The organism is Pseudomonas atacamensis (assembly GCF_017167965.1).
Classification (GTDB): Bacteria; Pseudomonadota; Gammaproteobacteria; order Pseudomonadales; family Pseudomonadaceae; genus Aquipseudomonas; species Aquipseudomonas atacamensis.
In genome coordinates this window covers 866,867-888,681 of record NZ_CP070503.1, presented here as the reverse complement: position 1 = coordinate 888,681, position 21,815 = coordinate 866,867, and the positions used below count along the sequence as shown (strand labels likewise).

Here is a 21,815-nt window from a genome sequence, read left to right as displayed (position 1 = left end):
TCGTAAAACATGGCCGCAGGTTAGCGTAGGGAGGGGGAAATGGCACTCTTTAGCTGAGGGGCGGGCCTGTTCGACCTGATCGTTCCCACGCTCTGCATGGGAATGCAGCACGGGACGTTCTGCGTCCCAAAGCGGACGCGGAGCGTCCGGGGAGGCGTTACCACGCGGAGCGTGGGAACGATCAGGTCGGTCAGGCAGAGCGGGCGATGCCGTGCTTGCGAAGCTTTCTGTACAGCGTATTGCGGCTGACGCCCAACTGTTCAGCGGTATGGGTCATATGCCAGCGCGTCTGCTCAAGCGCATTGAGCAATGCGACACGCTCGGCGTCGTCCAATGGCTGCCCGACAATCTGCGCCGCCACCACCGCCGGCCGCGCCTGCCGAATCATCACCGGCAAATCCTCAACGCCGACCCGCCCGCCATCACACAACGCCGCCAGCGTGCGCAGGACATTGCGCAACTGCCGCACATTGCCCGGCCAGTTGAATGCCAATAACGCTTGCCGCGCCGCTTCGTCGATCAGAATCGTTTCGCCGCCGGCCTCCTCGGCCAGGAGAAAATCCAGCAACTGCGATTTATCACTGCGCTCGCGTAACGCCGGCAACGCCACTTCCAGCCCGTTCAAGCGGTAATACAGGTCTTCACGGAAACTGCCGTCCTCGACCCGCTCGAGCAAATAGCGGTGCGTCGCACTGATGATGCGCACGTCTACCGCTTGCGGCTCGCCGCCAATCGGCACCACTTGTCGATCTTCCAGCACACGCAGCAAGCGCGTTTGCAACGCCAGTGGCATGTCGCCGATTTCGTCGAGGAACAAGGTGCCGCCATCGGCCTGTTGCAGCTTGCCGCGCATGCCGTCCTTGCGCGCGCCGGTGAAGCTGCCGCCGCGATAGCCGAACAGTTCGCTCTCGATCAGGCTTTCCGGAATGGCCGCGCAATTGAGTGCGACGAAGGCATTGCCGCAGCGCTGGCTGGCCTGGTGCACAGCCTTGGCGAACGCCTCCTTGCCCGAGCCGGTTTCGCCGTTGATCAACAGCGGCACGTCGCGCTCGAACACGCGCAGGGCTTTGCGAAATTCCGCCTGCAACGCTTCATCGCCGAGGCAGATGCCGGACAGGCGTGGCGCTGGAGCAGCGATTGGCGCTGGAACAATGGCAGTAGGTTTGCGCGATTCGCCGCGCAACACCGCGAACAGATGCCGGCCATCACGGGTGCGCAGCGGCCAACTGGCGCTGGCGTTGGCACTCGCGCGGCCAAGCAGGTCATCCAGCGAACAATCGAAAAACGCTTCCACCGGTTTACCGAGCAAACCACCGCGAATATGCCCGAGCAGGTTCAGCGCGCTCTGGTTGACTGCGCTGATCCGCCCTTCGCCGTCAAACGCCAGCAGCCCTTCACTGAACAGGCCAACGGACTCGGCCTGCAGATGAAAACGCAGCAACCATTGATTATCGAAACAGCGCAGGAAGTAGCAGCTCTCGATCATCTTCGCCGACAGGTTGACCAGCGCCATGGTGTGGAACTGGCTCTGCCGCGAGACGTCCGGCCGCGCCGAAGACACATCGAGTACCGCCAGCAACTCACCATGGGGATCGAACACCGGGCTCGCCGAACAGGTCAGCCCGGTGTGGCGGCCGCGAAAGTGTTCGTCCTGGTGAATGGTCAGCGCCTGACGCTCCACCAAGCAGGTACCGATGCCGTTGGTGCCTTCGCAGGCTTCGCTCCAGTCAGCGCCGAGCCAGAGACCGGCGCGCTCGAAAATCTTCCGTTCGGCCGGCGCGGTGACGCAATTGAGGATCACACCGCGCGCGTCAGTCAGCAGCACCGCATGGCCGGCGCCGGAGAGTTGCTGATGCAGGCTGCTCATCTCGGTGCCGGCGATTTGCAGCACTTGTTGCAGACGTTCGCGACTTTCCAGCACCCGGCCATGCTCGAGCACGGTCGGCGCCATGGTCACGGAAGGATCGAGGTGATAGTCCTCAAGGCAACGCAGCCACGAACGGGCGATCGACGGATCGGCGCCGGGGCCGTGCAGGTGCGGTTTGCCCTGGGTGACGGTGAGAACCTGGCGGGCATGGCGACTCAAATGGTTGTCGTGCATTTCTTATTGTTCTCCCCGGGGCGCGATGGCCCAAAGCATGAGGTGACGCCCAGCATCCTCCAGCGGCTCCGGCAATGCAATGCCGGCAAGACCGCCCGGTCACGGGCTGTGCCGCAAGCGGTACAAACTGTCACCCGTGCTGTACCGAAACCGTCACAGCACCACTCCATTCGTCCGAGACAAACCGGCCAAGCCCTTGATTTGCCTGACCTGCACGGCAGTGGCCCGAGCCTTGCTCTACGCTTATAGCAAGCGCACTTGCGCGTTTCTCTAATAAGTACAAAGCCAAGGAGAACATCATCATGCGTTACGCCCACCCCGGTACTGACGGCGCCAAAGTCTCGTTCAAGAGCAAGTACGGCAACTACATCGGCGGCGAGTTCGTCGCGCCGGTCAAAGGTCAGTACTTCACCAATACCTCGCCAGTCAATGGCCAGCCAATTGCCGAATTCCCCCGCTCCACCGCCGAAGACATCGACAAAGCGCTGGACGCTGCCCACGCCGCCGCCGATGCGTGGGGCGCCACTTCGGTGCAGGCGCGCTCGCTGATCCTGCTGAAAATTGCCGACCGCATCGAAGAAAACCTCGAACTGCTGGCGATCACCGAAACCTGGGACAACGGCAAAGCCATCCGTGAAACCCTCAACGCCGACATCCCCCTGGCCGCTGACCATTTCCGTTATTTCGCCGGTTGCCTGCGCGCTCAGGAAGGCAGCGCTGCGGAAATCGACGGCAACACCGTGGCTTACCACATTCATGAACCGCTGGGCGTGGTCGGCCAGATCATCCCGTGGAACTTCCCGCTGCTGATGGCCGCGTGGAAACTCGCGCCAGCGCTGGCCGCCGGTAACTGCGTGGTGCTCAAGCCTGCCGAGCAAACCCCGCTGGGCATCTGCGTGCTGATGGAACTGATCGGCGACCTGCTGCCGCCGGGCGTGCTCAACGTCGTGCAAGGTTTCGGTAAAGAGGCCGGCGAAGCCTTGGCGACCAGCAAGCGCATCGCCAAGATTGCCTTCACCGGCTCGACCCCGGTCGGCTCGCACATCATGAAATGCGCGGCGGAAAACATCATTCCATCCACCGTGGAACTGGGCGGCAAGTCGCCGAACATCTTCTTCGAAGACATCATGCAGGCCGAGCCGAGCTTCATCGAAAAAGCCGCCGAAGGCCTGGTACTGGCGTTCTTCAACCAGGGCGAAGTGTGCACCTGCCCTTCCCGCGCACTGGTACAGGAGTCGATCTACGACGAATTCATGCAGGCCGTGATGAAGAAAGTCAGCCAGATCAAACGCGGCGACCCGCTGGACACCGACACCATGGTCGGCGCCCAGGCATCCGAGCAGCAATTCGACAAGATCCTCTCGTACCTGGAAATCGCCAAGGGCGAAGGCGCGGAACTGCTGACCGGCGGCAAGGTGGAAAAACTCGAGGGCAGCCTGGCCACCGGTTATTACATCCAGCCGACCCTGCTCAAGGGCACAAACAAGATGCGCGTGTTCCAGGAAGAAATCTTCGGCCCGGTGGTGAGCATCACCACTTTCAAGGACGAAGCCGAAGCCCTGGCGATTGCCAACGACACCGAGTTCGGCCTCGGCGCCGGCCTGTGGACCCGCGACATCAACCGCGCCTACCGCATGGGCCGGGCGATCAAGGCCGGTCGCGTGTGGACCAACTGCTACCACCTCTATCCGGCGCATGCCGCATTCGGCGGTTACAAGAAGTCCGGCGTCGGGCGTGAAACCCACAAAATGATGCTCGACCATTACCAGCAGACCAAGAACCTGTTGGTGAGCTACGACATCAATCCGTTGGGATTCTTCTGATCCTGCAATGCTGATCGTTCCCACGCTCCGCGTGGGAATGCCTCAACGGACGCTCCGCGTTCGGTTTCGAAGGGACGCGGAGCGACCCGGGCTGCATTCCCACGCAGAGCGTGGGAACGATCAGGTTCCTGGCTGTAGTCGGGCCAATAAAACAATAAAAATGGTGAACCCTATGCCAAGCGAATCCCCGGCCGGCGCTCCGGCGACCGGCTCCTCCGTCGACTTCGAAAAAGTCGGCACCGATTATTTCCAACAACGCGAACTGAAAAAAGGCGCCGCCGGCTGGGTCCTGCTGGTGGGCCTCGGCGTCGCTTATGTGATTTCCGGCGACTACGCCGGCTGGAATTTCGGCCTCGCCCAGGGTGGCTGGGGCGGGATGTTTCTCGCCACGCTGCTGATGGCGACCATGTACCTGTGCATGTGCTTTTCCCTGGCCGAATTGTCTTCGATGATTCCCACCGCTGGCGGCGGCTACGGTTTCGCCCGCAGTGCGTTTGGGCCGTGGGGCGGGTTTCTCACCGGCACCGCGATCCTCATCGAGTACGCCATCGCCCCCGCTGCCATCGCGGTGTTCATCGGCGCCTACTGCGAGTCGCTGTTCGGCATTGGCGGCTGGATGATCTATCTGGCGTTCTACATCATCTTCATCGCCATCCATATTTTCGGGGTCGGCGAAGCGCTCAAGCTGATGTTCATCATTACCGCAGTCGCCGCCTTGGCGCTGGGGGTGTTTCTGGTGGCGATGGTGCCGCACTTCGACGTCGCCAACCTGCTCGACATCCCGGTGACCACTGCGGTCGGCGCCAGTGCGTTTCTGCCGTTCGGCTATGTCGGCGTATGGGCGGCGATTCCCTATGCGATCTGGTTTTTCCTTGCCGTTGAAGGCGTGCCATTGGCCGCCGAAGAAACCAAAAACCCCAAGCGCGACCTGCCGCGCGGTCTGATCGGGGCGATGCTGGTGCTGCTGATGTTCGCCCTGCTGATTCTGATCGTCGGCCCTGGCGGCGCCGGTGCAAATTCGCTGCTGACGTCGGGTAACCCGCTGGTCGAAGCACTGAGCAAGGCCTACGGTGGCTCGACGTGGATGGGCAGCTTCGTCAATCTCGTCGGCCTGGCGGGGCTGATCGCCAGTTTCTTCTCGATCATCTACGCCTACTCGCGGCAGATCTTCGCGCTGTCGCGGGCCGGTTACCTGCCGCGCAAACTGTCGCAGACCAACAAAAGCAAGGCGCCGGTGCTGGCCCTGGTGATTCCCGGCATCATCGGCTTTGGTCTGTCGCTGACCGGTCAGGGCGACTTGCTGATTCTGGTCGCGGTGTTCGGCGCTACCATTTCCTACGTGCTGATGATGGCCGCGCACATCACCCTGCGCATCCGGCGCCCCAAAATGGACCGGCCGTACCGCACGCCGGGTGGCATTTTCACCTCGGGTGTGGCGCTGGTATTGGCGTGCATCGCCGTGGTGGCGGGCTTCCTCGTCGATCCACGGGTGGTGATCGGCGCGGCGATCATCTATGGAGTGTTAATTGCTTACTTTGCTTTCTACAGTCGGCATCACTTGGTAGCGGGCACGCCGGAAGAAGAATTCGCGGCGATTCAAAAAGCTGAACAAGCCTTGCACTGATTGTCGAAAACCACGGCGCAGAGGCATTCTGCGCCGTCACGGAGAACGCTGAATGGCCAGTTTTGCTCACACGGTCGGCGCGCAGACTTACCGCTTCGACAGCCTCAAAGACGTCATGGCCAAGGCCAGCCCCGCCCGCTCGGGGGATTTTCTCGCCGAGATCGCCGCGCTCAACGACGGCGAACGGGTGGCCGCGCAAATGGCCCTGGCGGACATCCCGCTCACCCACTTCCTGCAAGAAGCGCTGATTCCCTACGAAGCCGATGAAGTCACCCGGCTGATCATCGACACCCACGACAAGCAAGCCTTCGCCGTGGTCAGCCACCTCACCGTTGGCGGCTTTCGCGACTGGCTGCTCAGTGATGCGGCGGACGAAACCAGCCTGCGCGCCCTCGCCCCCGGCCTGACCCCGGAAATGGTCGCCGCCGTGTCGAAAATCATGCGCGTGCAGGATCTGGTGCTGGTCGCGCAGAAAATCCGCGTGGTCACCCAATTTCGCGGCACCCTCGGTTTACGCGGGCGCCTGTCGACCCGCCTGCAACCCAACCACCCGACCGACGAGCCGTCCGGCATCGCCGCGAGCATTCTCGACGGCCTGCTCTACGGCAACGGCGATGCGATGATCGGGGTCAACCCGGCCACTGACAGCATCGCTTCGATCTGCGCGATGCTGGAAATGCTCGACGCAATTATCCAGCGCTACGACATCCCGACCCAGGCCTGCGTGCTGACCCACGTCACCACTTCGATCGAGGCGATCAACCGTGGCGTGCCGCTGGATCTGGTGTTCCAGTCGATTGCCGGTACCGAGGCCGCCAATGCCAGTTTCGGCATCAATCTCAACGTGTTGCAGGAAGGCTACGACGCCGGGCTCAGTCTCAAGCGCGGCACCCTCGGGCAGAACCTGATGTATTTCGAAACCGGTCAGGGCAGCGCGCTGTCGGCCAACGCCCACCACGGCATAGATCAACAGACTTGCGAGACAAGGGCCTACGCCGTGGCGCGACATTTCAAGCCGTTCCTGGTGAACACCGTCGTAGGATTTATCGGCCCGGAGTACCTCTACAACGGTAAGCAGATCATCCGCGCCGGCCTCGAAGACCACTTCTGCGGCAAGTTGCTCGGTGTGCCGATGGGCTGCGACATCTGCTACACCAACCACGCCGAAGCCGATCAGGATGATATGGATACCCTGCTGACGTTGCTCGGCGTCGCCGGGATCAACTTCATCATGGGCATCCCCGGCTCGGACGACATCATGCTCAATTACCAGACCACTTCGTTTCACGACGCCTTGTACGCCCGCCAGACCCTGGGCCTGAAACCGGCGCCAGAGTTCGAGCAATGGCTGGCCAACATGGGCATCTTCACCCAGGCGGACGGCAAGGTTCGCTTCGGCAACAACCTGCCGCCGGCCTTCCGCCAGGCCTTGGCGCACTTGGGATGAGTCTTATGGAAAAACCACCGGTCGATCCGCAAAACCCCTGGCTGGAACTGCGCCGCCTGACCCCGGCACGCATTGCCCTGGGCCGCACCGGCACCAGTCTGCCGACGCGGGCGCAGCTGGATTTTCAGTTTGCCCACGCCCAGGCCCGCGATGCTGTGCACTTGGCCTTCGATCACAGCGAAATCAGCGCACAACTGAGCGAGCGCGGGCGGGAAACCCTGGCGCTGCAAAGCGCCGCGCCGGACCGACACACCTATCTGCAACGCCCGGACCTGGGGCGCAAGCTCAGCGATGAATCGGCGCAGACCTTGCGCGACTACGCCAGCAAACACCCGGGCGGCGTCGATCTGGTGCTTGTCGTCGCTGATGGCCTGTCGGCGCTGGCGGTGCACCGCCACACCCTGCCGTTCCTGACGCGCCTGGAAGAGCAGATGAGCGGCGACGGCTGGTCCGTGGCACCGGTGGTGCTGGTCGAGCAGGGCCGAGTGGCCATCGGAGACGAAATCGGCCAGCTGCTCGGGGCGAAAATGGTGGTGATGCTGATCGGCGAGCGCCCGGGCCTGAGTTCGCCGGACAGCCTCGGGCTGTATTTCACCTACGCGCCAAAGGTCGGCCTCACCGACGCGTATCGCAATTGCATTTCCAATGTCCGGCTTGAAGGTTTGAGCTACGGCATGGCGGCGCATCGCTTGCTGTATCTGATGCGCGAGGCCTGTCGGCGGCAGCTGTCGGGGGTCAATCTGAAGGATGAAGCTCAGTTGCACACATTGGAGGCGGACGACGCCGTCGACATGAAAGGCAACTTCCTGCTCGATCCACCGCCAGCCTGAACCGTTTCCGCATTGCCTTTCTGCGCTGCTTTCAGGCAGGATCGACGCACGGCCGCCCGGGTTTCCCATCGCCGTCAGAGCAGTTGAAGACAGCCACTTGAAGACGAGACCTATCATGCGGATTATTCAAGCGACCCTCGAACATCTGGATTTGCTGACTCCTTTGTTCGTCAAATATCGCGAGTTCTACGGCTCCCTGCCTTACCCGGATTCCTCCCGCGCGTTCCTCGAAAAACGCCTGCGCCGCAAAGAGTCGGTGATCTATCTGGCCCTGGCCGACGATGACGACAAGAAACTCATGGGCTTCTGCCAGCTCTATCCGAGCTTTTCGTCGCTGTCGCTCAAACGCGTGTGGATTCTCAACGATATCTACGTTGCCGAAGATGCGCGCCGGCAACTGGTCGCCGACAACCTGATCCGCACTGCGAAGAAAATGGCCAAGGAAACCCAGGCCGTGCGCATGCGCGTATCGACCAGCGCAAACAACGAAGTGGCGCAGAAAACCTACGAATCAATCGGCTTCAAGGAAGACACCGAGTTCAAGAACTACGTACTGCCAATCAGCGACGAGCTCTGACTCCAACGGCTTCGGTGATGAGGGAGTTCGCTCCCTCGCTACGGCCGCCCCTTCCCTGACAATTGCTCACTTCGCGACACTCCCCGCTACAAAACCGGCGCGCTTTTCAGCGGTCAGACCGTATAATCCCGATCTTTCCGGCTTGTAAGAAAAACTACACCCCGCTGTAGGCTTACACGAAGTCATCCGCACAGGCCTGCCGAGTCGGGCCGTCATACAGGTGCCCCCATGGATTTCAACCCGCTCGACCTTATCCTGCATCTCGATGTGTATCTCGATTTGCTGGTGAACAACTATGGGCCATGGATCTACGCCATCCTGTTTCTGGTGATCTTCTGTGAAACCGGGCTCGTGGTGATGCCATTCCTGCCGGGTGACTCGCTGCTGTTCATCGCTGGCGCAGTGGCGGCCGGCGGCGGCATGGATCCGGTGCTGCTCGGTGGCCTGCTGATGCTGGCGGCGATCATGGGCGACAGTACCAACTACGTGATCGGACGCACGGCCGGGGAGAAGCTGTTCAGCAACCCGAACTCGAAAATCTTCCGTCGCGACTACCTGCAAAAAACCCACGACTTCTACGACAAGCACGGCGGCAAGACCGTGACCATGGCGCGTTTCCTGCCGATCATCCGCACCTTCGCGCCGTTCGTCGCGGGCGTGGCGCGGATGCCGTACCCGCGTTTCTTCGGCTTCAGCGTGCTCGGCACCATCCTCTGGGTTGGCGGTCTGGTCACCTTGGGTTACTTCTTCGGCAACGTGCCGTTCATCAAGAAAAACCTCTCGCTGCTGGTGGTGGCAATCATCCTGCTGTCGCTGGTGCCGATGATCATCGGCGTGGTGCGCAGCCGGTTCGGCGGCACCAAAGTGCAATCGCACTGAACCGATGTGGTCACTGAGCGCCTGGCGACGCCGGCGCCTCCTGGCCAGGCACCCGATTGCCGACGACCTGTGGCAACGGGTGCGCCATCAACTCTCCTTCCTCGATGGCATCAGCGCTGCTGAAGACCAGTGGTTGCGCGAGGCCTGCGTGGTGTTTCTCGACGACAAACACCTGACCGCCCTGCCCGGTGTCGAACTGCATCAGGAACAACGCCTGCTGCTCGCCGCGCAAGCACAGTTGCCGCTGCTGCATCTCGGCGATCTGAACTGGTATCAGGGTTTCCACGAGATCGTGCTGTACCCGGATGACTTCCTTAGCCCGCAACGTCATCGCGATGCCAGCGGCGTCGAGCATGAGTGGGACGGCGAACACAGCGGTGAGGCCTGGCAGCAGGGGCCGGTGATTCTCGCTTGGCCCGGCGTACAGGCCAGCGGTGGCTGGGAAGGCTACAACCTGGTGATCCACGAACTGGCGCACAAGCTCGATATGCTCAACGGCGACGCCAACGGCCTGCCGCCACTGCACACCGACATGCGCGTCAGCGACTGGGCTGAAGTGATGCAGGCCGCCTACGACGACCTCAACCGCCAGCTCGACCACGATCCCGACGCCGAAACCGCCATCGATCCCTACGCCGCCGAGAACCCGGCCGAGTTCTTCGCTGTCACCAGCGAATACTTCTTCAGCGCCCCGGATCTGCTCCACGAGGCTTATCCACAGGTCTACTTGCAACTGCAGCTTTTCTACCGGCAGGATCCGTTGGGCAGACTGCGGCAACTTCAGGCCACAGACCCGGTCTATCAGGCGCACGACTAAGCTCTGCACGACTTCTGGTACGTGGCGTCGGCGTAGGAATGTGCCTATAATCGCCGCCACTTTTTGGTCAATCCGGCCAAGTGTTTTTGGTCAACTACGGGGGCAACGCCCAATGAGCTACAGCAAGATTCCGGCTGGCAAAGACCTGCCGAACGACATCTACGTCGCGATCGAGATCCCGGCCAACCACGCGCCGATCAAATACGAAATCGACAAAGACAGCGATTGCCTGTTCGTTGACCGTTTCATGGCCACCCCAATGTTCTACCCGGCCAACTACGGTTACATCCCGAACACCCTGGCTGACGACGGTGATCCCCTCGACGTGCTGGTCGTGACCCCTTACCCGGTAGCGCCAGGCTCGGTAATCCGCGCCCGTCCGGTCGGCATCCTGAACATGACCGACGACGGCGGCGGCGATGCCAAAGTCATCGCCGTGCCACACGACAAGCTGTCGCAGCTGTACGTCGACGTGAAGGAATACACCGACCTGCCACCCCTGCTGATCCAGCAGATCGAGCACTTCTTCGCGAACTACAAGGATCTCGAGAAGGGCAAGTGGGTCAAGATCGAAGGCTGGGCCGGCGCAGACGCCGCCCGCGAAGCGATCACCAAGTCGGTTGCCGCCTACAAGGGCTAAGCCATTGCGCTTTGCGTGACGCTTGAAAAAAACCCCGGATTTCCGGGGTTTTTTGTTATTGGCGTCTGCATAATCGACTCGGTTGTTCTGGTCGATGTAACTCGAAATACACCTTGGTCGGCCCCCTCTCCCTCCGGGAGAGGGTTGGGGTGAGGGGCTCTTGAAAAAGCCCGACTAAACAACCCGTTTAAATTCCTACATGCAGTTTTAATCTGTTTAATTTCCCACAAGTACGTCTTACATCCCGTCGCAAAATACAGGCTTTTTTTGAACGCCCGGTTTATTCAAACCGCTCTAGTCCGGCCGTAGACTCCGTGTTTATGAGAAAGAACACTAGCGGTCCACGATTCAAGGCACTCCTGGAAGCAGCGAACATCAGCACCACGGATTTCGCAAGGTTCTGGGGCACGGAAGCCCAAAACGTTCATAACTGGTACACCCGGGGCGTCCCGGCGTATCGCATGGAAGAAGTCTCACGCCTGTTGTCGGTCAATAGTGAATGGCTGAAAACCGGGGAAGGCGTCAAGGAGGTCGCGCGCCTGCACCCACCCGCCAGCAACGGCGACACGTTCGATGCCCAGTCCATCTGCGGCGTCTACACCGTCATCAACCCCAGCGACATTGACTTGGCATTTTTCAAGGAAACCCCGATCGCCAACGGCGACGGCAAAACCCACGTCATCCTCGACCCCGACCAATCCCTGCGCCTGCCCCGCGCCCACCTCGATCAACTCGACATCCAGCACGCCAACGCCATCTGCGCGCACATGATCGGCAACAGCATGGCCGATCGCATCGAAGACGGCTCCATTGTCGCCATCGATCGCGGCCTGACCCAGGTCGTCGACGGCGAAATCTACGCCATAGAGCACGACGGCATGCTGCGCATCAAATACCTGCACCGCATGCCCGGCAATGGCCTGCGCATGCGCAGCCACAACAGCGCCGAATACCCCGACGAGGTCTTCCGGCCGGCGCAGATCGAAGAGCAGCGGATTCACATTCTTGGCTGGGTATTCTGGTGGTCGACACTGGGCAAGCGCCGGCCGGTGGTGCCGTTTCTATGACAGTTCACTCGAATCTGTGGGAGCGAGCCTGCTCGCGAAGAGGGCCCTGATAACCGGTACAAATCCAGGATTTGTACCGCTTCAGTCGCTCTAAACCGCACTTGAGGCTGGGAATCCAAAGCAAAACTCAGTATCCTGCGCCCCACATTCGCGCATCGACCCGCCCAGCGGCTCGGATGACGCCCGACGCGGCAGACCAACGTCTGACCAAGTCCCACAGCCGGACGCAGATCCGGATGTACGTTTTGAAGGCTGGCGCGGTTTACCAAAAATAAACCAAGCCAGTCCCCGAGAAGCCGGCCACAAGCCGGCTTTTTAATGCCTGCAACAAACCATATCCATTGCTGAAATTGCATTCCAGCTTGTATAGCGCCCAATGCACTGGTTACCGTCCCGCCAAATATCGCAGGAAACACCAAATGCCCAAAACCTCATTCCCCATTGAGGACGCGCTGAAGCGCGCCGCCGAACGAGGCGAGCCGCCTGCCGAAGATAAGTTGGCCAGTGAAGAAGATGACGAACTTGCCGCCATCGTTCACGAGCGCCTCGCCGCTCCTCAGCGAATGCAGGTCAGTCTGGCTGATCTGTAAGCTGTTCGAGCGCCCAGCTACAGTTGCTGAATTTGTCCAACAACCTGTTGGACAAATGCCCCTCACGGATAACTGAACGACTTCACCAACGTCAGCTCCCCCGCCGTCCGCATCGGCACTACAAACGTCTCCATCTTCTCGCTCGGCGTCCCTTCTTCAGTAATCACCGTCACCTGCGCCGTGGTCAGCGCCTGCACCGCTTCATCCCCACCTTCGTCATCTCCGCGATACCCGCCGCCGTAATAATTCACATAGACAAGATACTGCCCCTTGATCGGCGCGGGCATGGCGGCGATTTCCGGGCCGTAGCCGGTGGTGACGTCGACGTCGAGGGCGGCGCCGTTGGGTGCGACGCGGTTGCCGTACCATATGTGGGCGCCGTCGGGGGTGACGAGGTGCAGGTCGAGGTCGGTGCCGTCGCTGTCCCAGGCCAGCAGCACGCGCAATTTGGCCGGGGTGGCGCCGCCGCGGGTGTTGAGGAATTGCGTGCGGTGGCGTTGCTGGCCGTCGGCGCTGCGCACTTCGATGCTGTTGCTGCCGTTGGGGAAGGAGAACGGGCGATCGAAGCCGCCGGCGGGGTCGATTTTCAGCGGCATGCTGACGCCGTTGACGATCAGGCGGCCGGGTTCGTTGTTCTTCGGCACGGCTTTGATCTGGCCGCTGATTCTGGCGGTATTGGCCTGGCCAAGCGGTGTGTTGACCGACGAGGCCGGGTAGTTGACGGTCTGGCGAAAGCTCTCGCCCTCGCCTTGCGGTGCGCCGCTGCGCCAGCCGCCCACCGGGGTGTCGAGTTTGACGCCATCGGCGGCGAACGCTTGCGGCAGTACGTTGAGGGCACAGAGCAGCAGCAAGACCTGTGGATAACGGAGTGTCATGGTCTATTCCAGCAAAAGGTGACGGGCGAGCCCTTCGATGAAGGTTTCATCCTGGCCGTTGGGGTGTGCTTCGAAGGCCAGGTGCAGATATTCATGAGTCAGGTCGAGGCGATCCTGCAGGGTCAGCACGCCGCGCACATAAATGCGCTGACGCTCACGGTCGACGAAGGGCCGGCCGAAGGCGAGTTTGCATACGGCGAAAGTGCTGACTTCGTTGTAGCCGGTTTCGCTTTCAAGCCTCGGACGCCAGCCGCGCCGCTGCTTCTGCAGCCAGTCTTGCGCGGCGGGCAATGCTTCGCAGGAGGCGACCGGGTTGTCCCAACGGCTGAGGCTGGCGCGTGGATAGGCGTGCAGCAGAATCGCGTCGTAACGTTGGCCGGCGTTCGCTTGCTCGACGGCTTGCTGCCAGGCGAGTTTGTCCGGGCCGGGCTGGTCGGAGTGATAGGTGACGGTGCTGCCGGCCAGTACCAGGTCCGCCGTCCACGCCGCGATGTTGCGTGACTCGGCCGAGGCTGGACGCGGGGCGACGCGCTGGCGATTGCTGCTGTCGTCGATGCTCAGGCAGTCGCCGTTGCGCGTGGCGTTTTGCAGCAGATAAGTGCGGATCGCTACGGCCAGCGCCTTGGCGGCTTCGGCAGGTTCCGGTTTGGCTTCGCGCTCAAGGACGCGGGCGACATATTCTTCGCGATCAAGCCTTGCGACGAGTTTGTCGTTGAGCAGAAACAATTCGCCGTCGCTGTGGATGAGCAGCGCGTTGCCGTTGGCGAATTCGACGCGGTAGTCGCCGCGCAATGGCCCGGACGTGGCGACACGATCCCCGACCAGAACCTTCGAAACCGGATATTTCGAAAACAGCCCGACTTCCACACAACGCCCCGCGTCCACCGGCCAAGCCGTCGGCAATACGCTGGCCAACGCTTGGCCGTAATGACGCAGGACCATCTGACTGGTGCCGCGCCCGCCCACCCAGATCGGCGCGCCGTCGGCGCTCCAGCCGGCGAATCCACCCTGGCGCGATTGTGCATCCTGGTCGCCGAGCCAGCTCCAGGTTTTCACCCGCAGGCGTCCGCCCAACTCGCCGGCGACATTGCCGTCCGCCGCGTTCAGTACGACATCGAGCAGCACGCGGCGCATCTGTTCCTGCGCTGGCAGCAACGCCAGAACGCTCAATAACTCGGCAACCGAAACCCTTGTTGCCGGTTGCACGGCTGGCAAATCCAGCAACCACGTCGGCGCTTGCCGCGCCTGCCAATACGCTCGCCAATCCGTCGCTGCAATGCCCAACCGCGCCGGTTCGAAATACAGACCGCAGGACTTCACCAGTGCCTGATCCCGCTCTATCCTGCCGCCCGCCGAGCAGCAATAAACTTCTTCTTTGGACTGCCCGCGACATTCATACGCCGGTTCCTGTGCACCGGTATCCACCAGCCACGCGTAGACGAACAACTTCCACAGACTGCCCAGCGGCGCATCCAGCGACGCTGGCAACGGTTCGCGCTTGATCAGTTGCGTCTGACTCAACGACAACAACTCGCCCTGATAGGCCACACGCAACAGCTCGTCCTGCGCTGTCGCCAGCGCAGGCATCACACCCATCAGCAGCCACAACAGCGGCCGGCGCATGTCAGTTGACCGTGACCTGACCGAGGGCGGCTTTCGCCTCTTGGGCCTGATGCTGCGGTGCATACACTTGCTTGAAGCGTACCGGCGGGAGGTTGAACTGGCCCTTCTGCGAGAAGCGCACCAGATGACGCAGGCGCAACTCACCGCTCAATGCATCGACCGGCACCGCGTAAGCCAACTGACCCGGTTCGAAACGCGCCTTCTCCAGCGCGGTCGGTTCGGTGCCGTCCTTGCCCTGCAACTTGATGCCCCAGGTCGTGCGCTCGACATCCGCGCCCGGTGGCAGCGGCACTTCAAGCACGCCGTAGCGCAACGGTTTCGGTGCCTTGCTGGTGAGGATCACCTCATCCAGGTACAGGCTGTCGCTGGACAACGGTTTAGTGCCGACCGGCTCGAGTTTGAAGGTGAACGCTTCTTCGCCCGGCACCAGACGCGACAGGCGCCGGGTGATGGTCACGGCCATCGGATCGACCTGCGGCTGTTGCGTCTGGAAGCTCAGTGCTGCACGCAGCGGTCGTTCTTGCGTGCCGGACACGCTCAGCACGCTCGGCAGCGGCGCCGCGCCCTGCCATGTCCAGTACATCTCGCCGCTGGCCCCGTAGTTTTTCTTCCAGCCTTCACCCGGCATCAGCGCGATGGTCGGCGAAGCCTGAGCGATGCTGCGTTGCAGCCAGGTCAGCGCCAGTGCACGTTCCAGTGTCGATTGCTGCGGCAGTAACCGTTGCAGCAACGCCGTGGCGCGAGCCTGATCAAACGGTTGCAGCGACAGGTTCAGTGCTTCAACGAAGGGCTGCGAGCTGACCGCCAGACGTTGTTGCGCTGCGCCCAGTTGCCGATTGAACGCCTCCGGCAAAGCAACTTTCGCCTGCGAGGCCAACGATGCAGTGAGTACCCGTGCCGTCGCCAGACCAAGTGCCGAATCCGGGTCGTTCATCACCAGACTGTCCTGGCCGTCGTCGAGCAAGGTTTCGGCAGCGCCTTCACCGGCCTTGGCCAGATCGTCGATCAAACCGCTGAGCAGCGTGTTCACTGGCAGCTGCATCTGTTTGGCGAACGACAGAATCAGCGCCCGTTGCAGCAATGGTGTATTCGGCGCTTGCTTGGCATAGACCTCCAGCACCCGCTGCCAGTGCTCCGGCGGCAGGGTCAGGTCGAGTACGCGGCTGGCATTCCAGTCGGCGTAATAGGCATAGGCGGTGAGAAATGCATCCGGCTCGCCGTCGTAGCCCCACCAGGTGAAGCTCGCCGACGGCCCGGCCATTTGCACCAGGCGCAGGCGGCTGTTCTGCATGATCAGGCGCAAGCGATCGCGAATCTGCGGGTTCGAAGCCAGCGATGGATAGGCGATGCTCAACGGCAGCAAGCGACTGGCCGTCTGCTCGACGCCGCCGTACGGGTAGCCGAGCAGATCATCGAGGGCGGAACGGAACAGCGCTTGCGGACCGTCATCCAGACGCAGGCGGATATCCGTGGCATCCGCCGGCAAACTCAAGGGTGTATCGCCGCTAACCACGTCGAGGCTTTGTGTCTGGGTGACCTGCCAGCCTTCACCGGTGGCACTCAAGCGCACAGCCAGGGCATCGGCGACTTTGCCATCCTGCACAAGCTCCGCCGTCCACTCGCCAGAGGCCAAAGCGAACGCCGGCAGTGGCAGGTAATTGATGCCGCTGTTCAGGGTCACCGGCGAGCGCTGTTCGGCGCCGGCATAGTGCGTGACCAATTCAGCCTTGACCGGTTTCTCCGCCTGACTGAAAGCGAACACGCCCAGTTGCGGCTGATCGCCCTTGCGGAATCTGCTCGGCCCGCTCCACTTCAGGTACAGCGGTTTTTCCGAACGGACAAACTGCTTCTTCTGCCCGACCTGACCGTCATCGGCAATCGCCCGCGCGGTGATGCGCCAGCGGGTCAGCGAGTCCGGCATCTTGAAGGTGAAGCGGGTTTTGCCGTCGGCGCCGGTCAACAACTCCGGCTGCCACGCAGCGGTGTCGACGTCTTCACGGCGCGGACGCTCAAGCACTTTCACGCCGCGCTCGCTGCGATTGGCCTTGCCCGGTGCGCCGGGGCTGCCCGGCAATGCCACGTCGTAGCTGATGAATGACAGGCTGGCACTGGTACGCACGTTGTTGCGCCGTGGGTGATAGAAGAACTGGTCGATGCTAGGCGCGACTTCCGGTTGCAGCGCGTAGACCATTTCGTCGACCACGCTGACCGTCAGATGCGCCGGAACCGCTTTGCCGGCGAACTGCGTGGTCAGGTCGACCGTGACCGTATCGCCCGGCAGGTACACCGCTTTGTCGGTGCTGATCGCCACGTCGATTTGCGGCGCGACCACTTTGATCCCGGCGTTCTGGAAACTGTACTGACCGCCCTTGGTATAGAGCACGGAGAAGGTCAGGTTCGGCGCGAAGTTGTCCTTCACCGCAATGCGCGCGCGGTATTGGGTGTCGCTGAGTTTTTCCAGCTTCAACCAGTCAGCGCCCTTGGCCAGCAGCGCAGTGGCCTCGACCTTGTCGCGCTCCAGCGACAGCAATGCATCGCTGACCGGCTCAGGGAAGGTGATCAGCGCCAGCGCTTCTTCGCCCGCCTTGTACTCGGGCTTGTCGAGGACGATTTCCACGGTACCCGGCACCGCTTTCACGCCGTCGCCGGTGACCGAATGGCCGGTGGCGCCGAGGACGCGACCGTGTTGATCCTTCAGCGTCAGGTTGTAGGTGCCCGGACGTTCGAAGGCGAGGCTGAAGCCTTTGTCCGTTGCGGCGAGTTTGCCTTCGCCGGTGCTCTGATCTTCCAGGCGCACCCAAGCGTAGCTGCTCGGCGTTACGGCTTTGCTTTGTTCGGTGCCACCCTCATTCGCGTAGCTGAAGGCAACCTTGTCAGCGACCGCGCTGAACCGCTGCGGCGCGCTCAAGCGGAAACTCGCCGCACCACGGTCGATGAGGATTTCCTTGGTGGTCTTGACCCGATAAGCCGCGCCGTCGCTGGCAAACACAGTGAGCATGTAGCGGCTGGGCTTGTCGGCGGCTGGCAGATCGAGGGTCGCGTTGCCCTTGCTGTCGGTGATCAGTTCGGTGCTGGTCAGCTCCACCGGGAATTGCCCGAGGTATTGCAGCTCGTTGTCGACCATGGACAGTTGCTGGGCGCGCAGGCTCAGGCTCAATTTGGCATTGGCCACCGGTTTGCCGTCGGGGTAGAGCAGCACCAGACTGCCTTTCACCGGCTCACCGGTGCGGTAATCCTGCTTGGCCAGATTCAGCGAGATCTCGAAGTGCGGCTTGATGTACTCAGCCACACGAAAGGCGCTGCTGTAGGCCTGCTCCTTGTAGTTGAAACGGATCTCGTAACCACCGGCCACGGCGTTATCCGGCAACTGGAAACGGCCCTGAGTACCGGCCTTGGAATCCAGTTTCAGATCGAGGGTCTGCAATTCGGTCCCCGTGGCATCAAGCACGCTTACACTGACATCCGCCGCGCCCGGCAGCACCGAATCCCGGGCATTCTTGAACTCGCGACCGACGATTTTCAGCGACACCCAATCGCCCGGACGATACAGCGGCCGGTCGGTGAAGGCGTAAAGTTTGGTGTCGTAGATTTCGCTGTCGTAGTAGAAGTTTTCCGAGACGAACACGCCGCCCTCTTCGTCCTCGCCGATGACGAACGAGCGCTCCGGGCTGACGTGTTTCAGGCGCAGCAGACCGTCGGCATCGGTAGCACCGCTGCTCATCACGCCGAGGCCATCGGTCCACAGCACGTTGACCTTCGGCACCGAACTGCCTTCGTGCTTGCGCGCGGCCCAGACCAGCAGTTCATCACCGGCAATCTTGCTCACTGCGACGGTGTTGGAGACGAAAACCATGGTGGTCGCGCGGTACTTGCCGATCAGCGCTTCAACCAGATACAGCCCCGGCTTCAGGTTACCCAACGGGATGTAAACGTTGCCCGGCGCGACGCTGACGAAGTCACTGGACGAGCCGGCCAGATTGACCCCGGCCGGCGGCTGGATAGGCTTGGCCTGCCACAGCGGATAACGGAACTGGCTGACCACCGGCAAACCCGGGATCAGCGCGAATTGCGGCTGCGCGTCGTATGGCGTCGGCGCGACCATGGCCTCGCCCATTTTCAACTCCGGCACTTCTTCGGTGACCTGCTTGCGCGACTCGTAGGAGAACGCACGCTGCATCACCCGCCGGGACTTGCGATACCAGTTGTCCCACAGATAGGCGAGAGTGTTGGACAGACCTTCGCCCTTGAACTGGCCGTCGCTGACGACGCGATGCAGGTTCTTCTGGCGCTTGAGGAAATCCAGCGGCTTGTCGATGCGGTATACGCGAATGTCGGCGCCGCCGTACGGTTCCATGCGAAAGCGCCGGTAGTCACGACCCGGGGCTTCGAGGCGGACCATCGCCGGCTCGTCGCTGGCAAAACTGCTGTCGGCGAGCAGGAAGAAACTCTCACCGGCCACCGGCGTGTAATTGCTCGGCTCCACCGAATCTTCGGCATTGACGCAGGAAAACGGCAACAACAACGCCAACAGCAAGGAAATTCGCGAACAGATACGCAACATGCGGGCACCGGTCATTGGGAGAGAAAGTTCAGTCGATAGACGCCGATGAAGTTGGGGTTGGCTGCGTCGGGTATCCATCGGGTGTCCTTCCATGTCATGAGTTGCTGCAGGCTTGCCGAACGCATGCCGTTGTCAGTGGGGGTGGTGGTGCCGGTGTGATAGGCGATGTAGCGGCCCATCCAGATCATCAGGTGCTGGTCGTCGCCCTGATCGAAAAACATCAGGTCACCGGGCCGCGCCTGCGACACATCGCGGCCGACCAGATGGCTGTTGAACTGAATCAGTTTGATCGCGTTGACGTACGGCCCGACCTTGCCGCCGCCCTGCTGCCATTGTTGCGCGAGCTTGCGTTGCGCGTCGCTCAGCGCCAGTTCCGGTGGCAGATAGCGATTGGACAGACCATTGCTGCGCAGCCATTTGTCGTCATGGACTTTCAGCGCTTCGTTGGCGGCAAAGCGCACCAGCCCGGCGCAGTCCTGCTGATACCAGCGCGGGCTCGGACCTTGGCTTAATTGCTCTTGAGCAATACGCACAAACCAGGCGCGAAACACCTGGGATTGCGCCGGGTCGAGCGCTGGCGCTTCAACCGCACGGGCGCCTGCGCTCAGCAGCAACGCAAGCAAGCCGAGGCTGCGGATCAGTGCGCTCACAGCGCTTTCCATTCCAGCGGCAGCCATTGCCAGTGGCCGTCAGGCTCGCTGCCTTCGGGCAGGGTCAGGGCATATTTGCCGTAGCCGCCGAGGGTGCGCAGTTTCGGCATCAGGTAGGTTTGCGCAGCGTTATAAAACACCGGCTCCATGTCCTGCGGCAGGCTGTCGAGGGTTTCGCGCTGCATCAGTTGCGCCATCGCGTCCGGGCCGAAGTAGATCGGCATCAGTACGTCTTTTGGCAAAACGTCGGCCATCGGCGGGAAGCGCTTGTCGAGAGTGCCGAGGGCTTTGTCGACGAGTTTGTCGTCGAGGGAGAACAGCAGCGTCGAGCCATGACGGGCGAGGCTGACTTTCATGAACGCCTTGCCGGAAATCGCCTCCGGGTTTTCAGCGGTCTTCGCCGCGTACGGACCGAAACTGGAACTGACCTGACGCTGCCAGACGTGGCTCTGGCCTTCCTGCTTGTCGATCACCGGGAATACGCTTTCGGCGACATTGGCTTCGAACGCGCCGACCATCGAACCGAACAACTTGCCCAGATCACCGTCAAGCTTGCTGCTGTCTTCGTCTTTGAGGCTGGCGACCAGCAACGGTGTGTATAACCGCGAATCGGCGTACCAGCACAGGCCGGCCGCGCCAGCGACGTGTTCGGTCAGCGTTTGCGCAACAGCTTCATCGGCACCGAGTTTGATCAATATCGGCTTCTGCGGCTCCGCCGCCACCGGCAGGGTCACGCAAGCGCTCGCCCCCAACGGCATCGCCTGCCAGACCGGTTTGAAATCGAAGTCCGGCTGGTTTTCCAGTTCATCCATGGCCAGATAGCTGTGCCAGCCCTTGTCGTCCATGTCGAAACGCAGGCCGGCGAAATTCGGGATGAAGCGCTGATAGCCCATGGCGAGCACGCTGGAATTGACCGACAGACGCTGCTTGGTTTCCGGACTTTTCGCTGGCAAGCCGAACGCTTCGGGGAAGAGTTTTTCACCGTTGAGCAACGCCGCCAGCGCTTGCGCGGAAACGCGGCCCGACTCTTCCGAGACGCCGCTCTCGGGGTCGTAGTACTTGGCTGGATTGGACAACACCACCAGTTTGTCGCCGCGCGACGCGAACAGCAGTGATTTGCTGGCGTTGTAGCTGAGTTGATACAGCGGCACGTCATCGCCGCCGACTTTGAGAGTGCCGAAGATGCTGAGCTGGGTGTCATCCAGCGCCACTTTCGCCAACGGTTCGAGCAGCTTGGCCAACCCGCCCCGATCCATCACCAGCAGGAAATCCTTCAAGCGGCCATCCGCACCGCGCCACAACGCCACATCGGCCGGTTGATCAAAAAGCTGCTCGATCAGGCTGTCCTGCAATTTGAGGTCATGCTCGTAGATGATCCGGCGCAGGCTGCCGATCAGGCCGAGGCGGTCGGCGTGGGTTTCGTAATAGAAGACGAAATCCTCGGTGAGCGTGGCCTTGAGAAACGGCACTGTCAGCAGGTCCTTGGGCAACTGGCTCAGTGAACGGGTTTCGAGCAAGGCATCCGGACGGCCGAGGCCGAGCCTGTCACTGGCAAGTGTCGCCGGCGGCGCTTTGGGCTTGAGCAGCAGCCAGCCGAAACCGCCCGCCACACCGGCCACCAGGCACAGGCCGAGCAATACCAGCGGCCAGCGCCGCGAAGGTTTGGCCGCCGGTGTCGCGGCAGCTGGAGTCACAGTGTTATCGCTCATGT

16 protein-coding genes are annotated in these 21,815 nt (G+C 61.8%); 10 read left to right on the top strand and 6 right to left on the bottom strand.

The window, feature by feature from the left end:
- Positions 1 to 190: 190 nt before the first annotated feature.
- Positions 191 to 2,101, bottom strand: a complete 1,911-nt coding sequence (locus JWU58_RS04125; protein WP_206421507.1) for a sigma-54-dependent Fis family transcriptional regulator — start codon at positions 2,099 to 2,101, stop codon at positions 191 to 193.
- Positions 2,102 to 2,403: 302 nt separating this feature from the next.
- Between JWU58_RS04125 and exaC the strand changes: the two genes are divergently transcribed.
- From exaC to JWU58_RS04075, 10 genes are all read left to right on the top strand, one after another.
- Positions 2,404 to 3,924 (top strand): acetaldehyde dehydrogenase ExaC, encoded by a 1,521-nt coding sequence (exaC, locus tag JWU58_RS04120; protein ID WP_024014465.1) that lies wholly within the window; start codon positions 2,404 to 2,406, stop codon positions 3,922 to 3,924.
- Positions 3,925 to 4,096: 172 nt separating this feature from the next.
- Complete coding sequence (gene eat, locus JWU58_RS04115; protein ID WP_016773005.1) at positions 4,097 to 5,548, top strand: ethanolamine permease; 1,452 nt, start codon at positions 4,097 to 4,099, stop codon at positions 5,546 to 5,548.
- 52 nt (positions 5,549 to 5,600) lie between these two features.
- Positions 5,601 to 6,995, top strand: coding sequence for an ethanolamine ammonia-lyase subunit EutB (locus JWU58_RS04110; RefSeq protein ID WP_024014467.1), 1,395 nt, complete (start codon positions 5,601 to 5,603; stop codon positions 6,993 to 6,995).
- Between the two features lie 5 nt (positions 6,996 to 7,000).
- Positions 7,001 to 7,825, top strand: coding sequence for an ethanolamine ammonia-lyase subunit EutC (gene eutC, locus JWU58_RS04105; RefSeq protein WP_123443262.1), 825 nt, complete (start codon positions 7,001 to 7,003; stop codon positions 7,823 to 7,825).
- A 115-nt stretch (positions 7,826 to 7,940) separates the two neighbouring features.
- Positions 7,941 to 8,402 carry a GNAT family N-acetyltransferase gene (locus JWU58_RS04100; RefSeq protein ID WP_016773002.1) on the top strand — a complete coding sequence of 154 codons (462 nt, stop codon included), beginning with the start codon at positions 7,941 to 7,943 and terminating at the stop codon, positions 8,400 to 8,402.
- A gap of 228 nt (positions 8,403 to 8,630) precedes the next feature.
- Complete coding sequence (locus JWU58_RS04095; protein ID WP_016773001.1) at positions 8,631 to 9,281, top strand: DedA family protein; 651 nt, start codon at positions 8,631 to 8,633, stop codon at positions 9,279 to 9,281.
- 4 nt (positions 9,282 to 9,285) lie between these two features.
- Entirely contained in the window at positions 9,286 to 10,098 is an 813-nt protein-coding gene (locus JWU58_RS04090; RefSeq protein WP_123443261.1) for a M90 family metallopeptidase, read from the top strand.
- 112 nt (positions 10,099 to 10,210) lie between these two features.
- Positions 10,211 to 10,738, top strand: coding sequence for an inorganic diphosphatase (gene ppa / locus JWU58_RS04085; RefSeq protein ID WP_003205933.1), 528 nt, complete (start codon positions 10,211 to 10,213; stop codon positions 10,736 to 10,738).
- Between the two features lie 320 nt (positions 10,739 to 11,058).
- Entirely contained in the window at positions 11,059 to 11,805 is a 747-nt protein-coding gene (locus JWU58_RS04080) for a S24 family peptidase (protein WP_071173711.1), read from the top strand.
- 419 nt (positions 11,806 to 12,224) lie between these two features.
- Positions 12,225 to 12,395 carry a hypothetical protein gene (locus JWU58_RS04075; RefSeq protein WP_016772997.1) on the top strand — a complete coding sequence of 57 codons (171 nt, stop codon included), beginning with the start codon at positions 12,225 to 12,227 and terminating at the stop codon, positions 12,393 to 12,395.
- A 62-nt stretch (positions 12,396 to 12,457) separates the two neighbouring features.
- Here the strand turns inward: JWU58_RS04075 and JWU58_RS04070 are convergent, their stop codons facing one another.
- Genes JWU58_RS04070 through JWU58_RS04050 form a run of 5 tightly spaced genes read right to left on the bottom strand, consistent with a single transcriptional unit; the run spans position 12,458 to position 21,813 of the window.
- On the bottom strand, positions 12,458 to 13,270 hold the full coding sequence (locus JWU58_RS04070; protein ID WP_206421506.1) for a YfaP family protein: 813 nt from the start codon (positions 13,268 to 13,270) through the stop codon (positions 12,458 to 12,460).
- Between the two features lie 3 nt (positions 13,271 to 13,273).
- Entirely contained in the window at positions 13,274 to 14,893 is a 1,620-nt protein-coding gene (locus JWU58_RS04065) for a DUF2300 domain-containing protein (RefSeq protein WP_206421505.1), read from the bottom strand.
- Between the two features lies 1 nt (position 14,894).
- The gene (locus JWU58_RS04060; protein ID WP_206421504.1) at positions 14,895 to 19,469 is read right to left on the bottom strand and encodes an alpha-2-macroglobulin family protein; all 4,575 of its coding nucleotides are present in this window, start codon (positions 19,467 to 19,469) and stop codon (positions 14,895 to 14,897) included.
- Positions 19,466 to 20,116 (bottom strand): DUF1175 domain-containing protein, encoded by a 651-nt coding sequence (locus tag JWU58_RS04055; protein ID WP_071173713.1) that lies wholly within the window; start codon positions 20,114 to 20,116, stop codon positions 19,466 to 19,468. The genes JWU58_RS04060 and JWU58_RS04055 overlap by 4 nt, the downstream gene beginning before the upstream one ends.
- Entirely contained in the window at positions 20,101 to 21,813 is a 1,713-nt protein-coding gene (locus JWU58_RS04050; RefSeq protein ID WP_123443257.1) for a DUF2138 domain-containing protein, read from the bottom strand. Before JWU58_RS04050 ends, JWU58_RS04055 begins: the two co-directional genes overlap by 16 nt.
- Positions 21,814 to 21,815 lie beyond the last annotated feature (2 nt).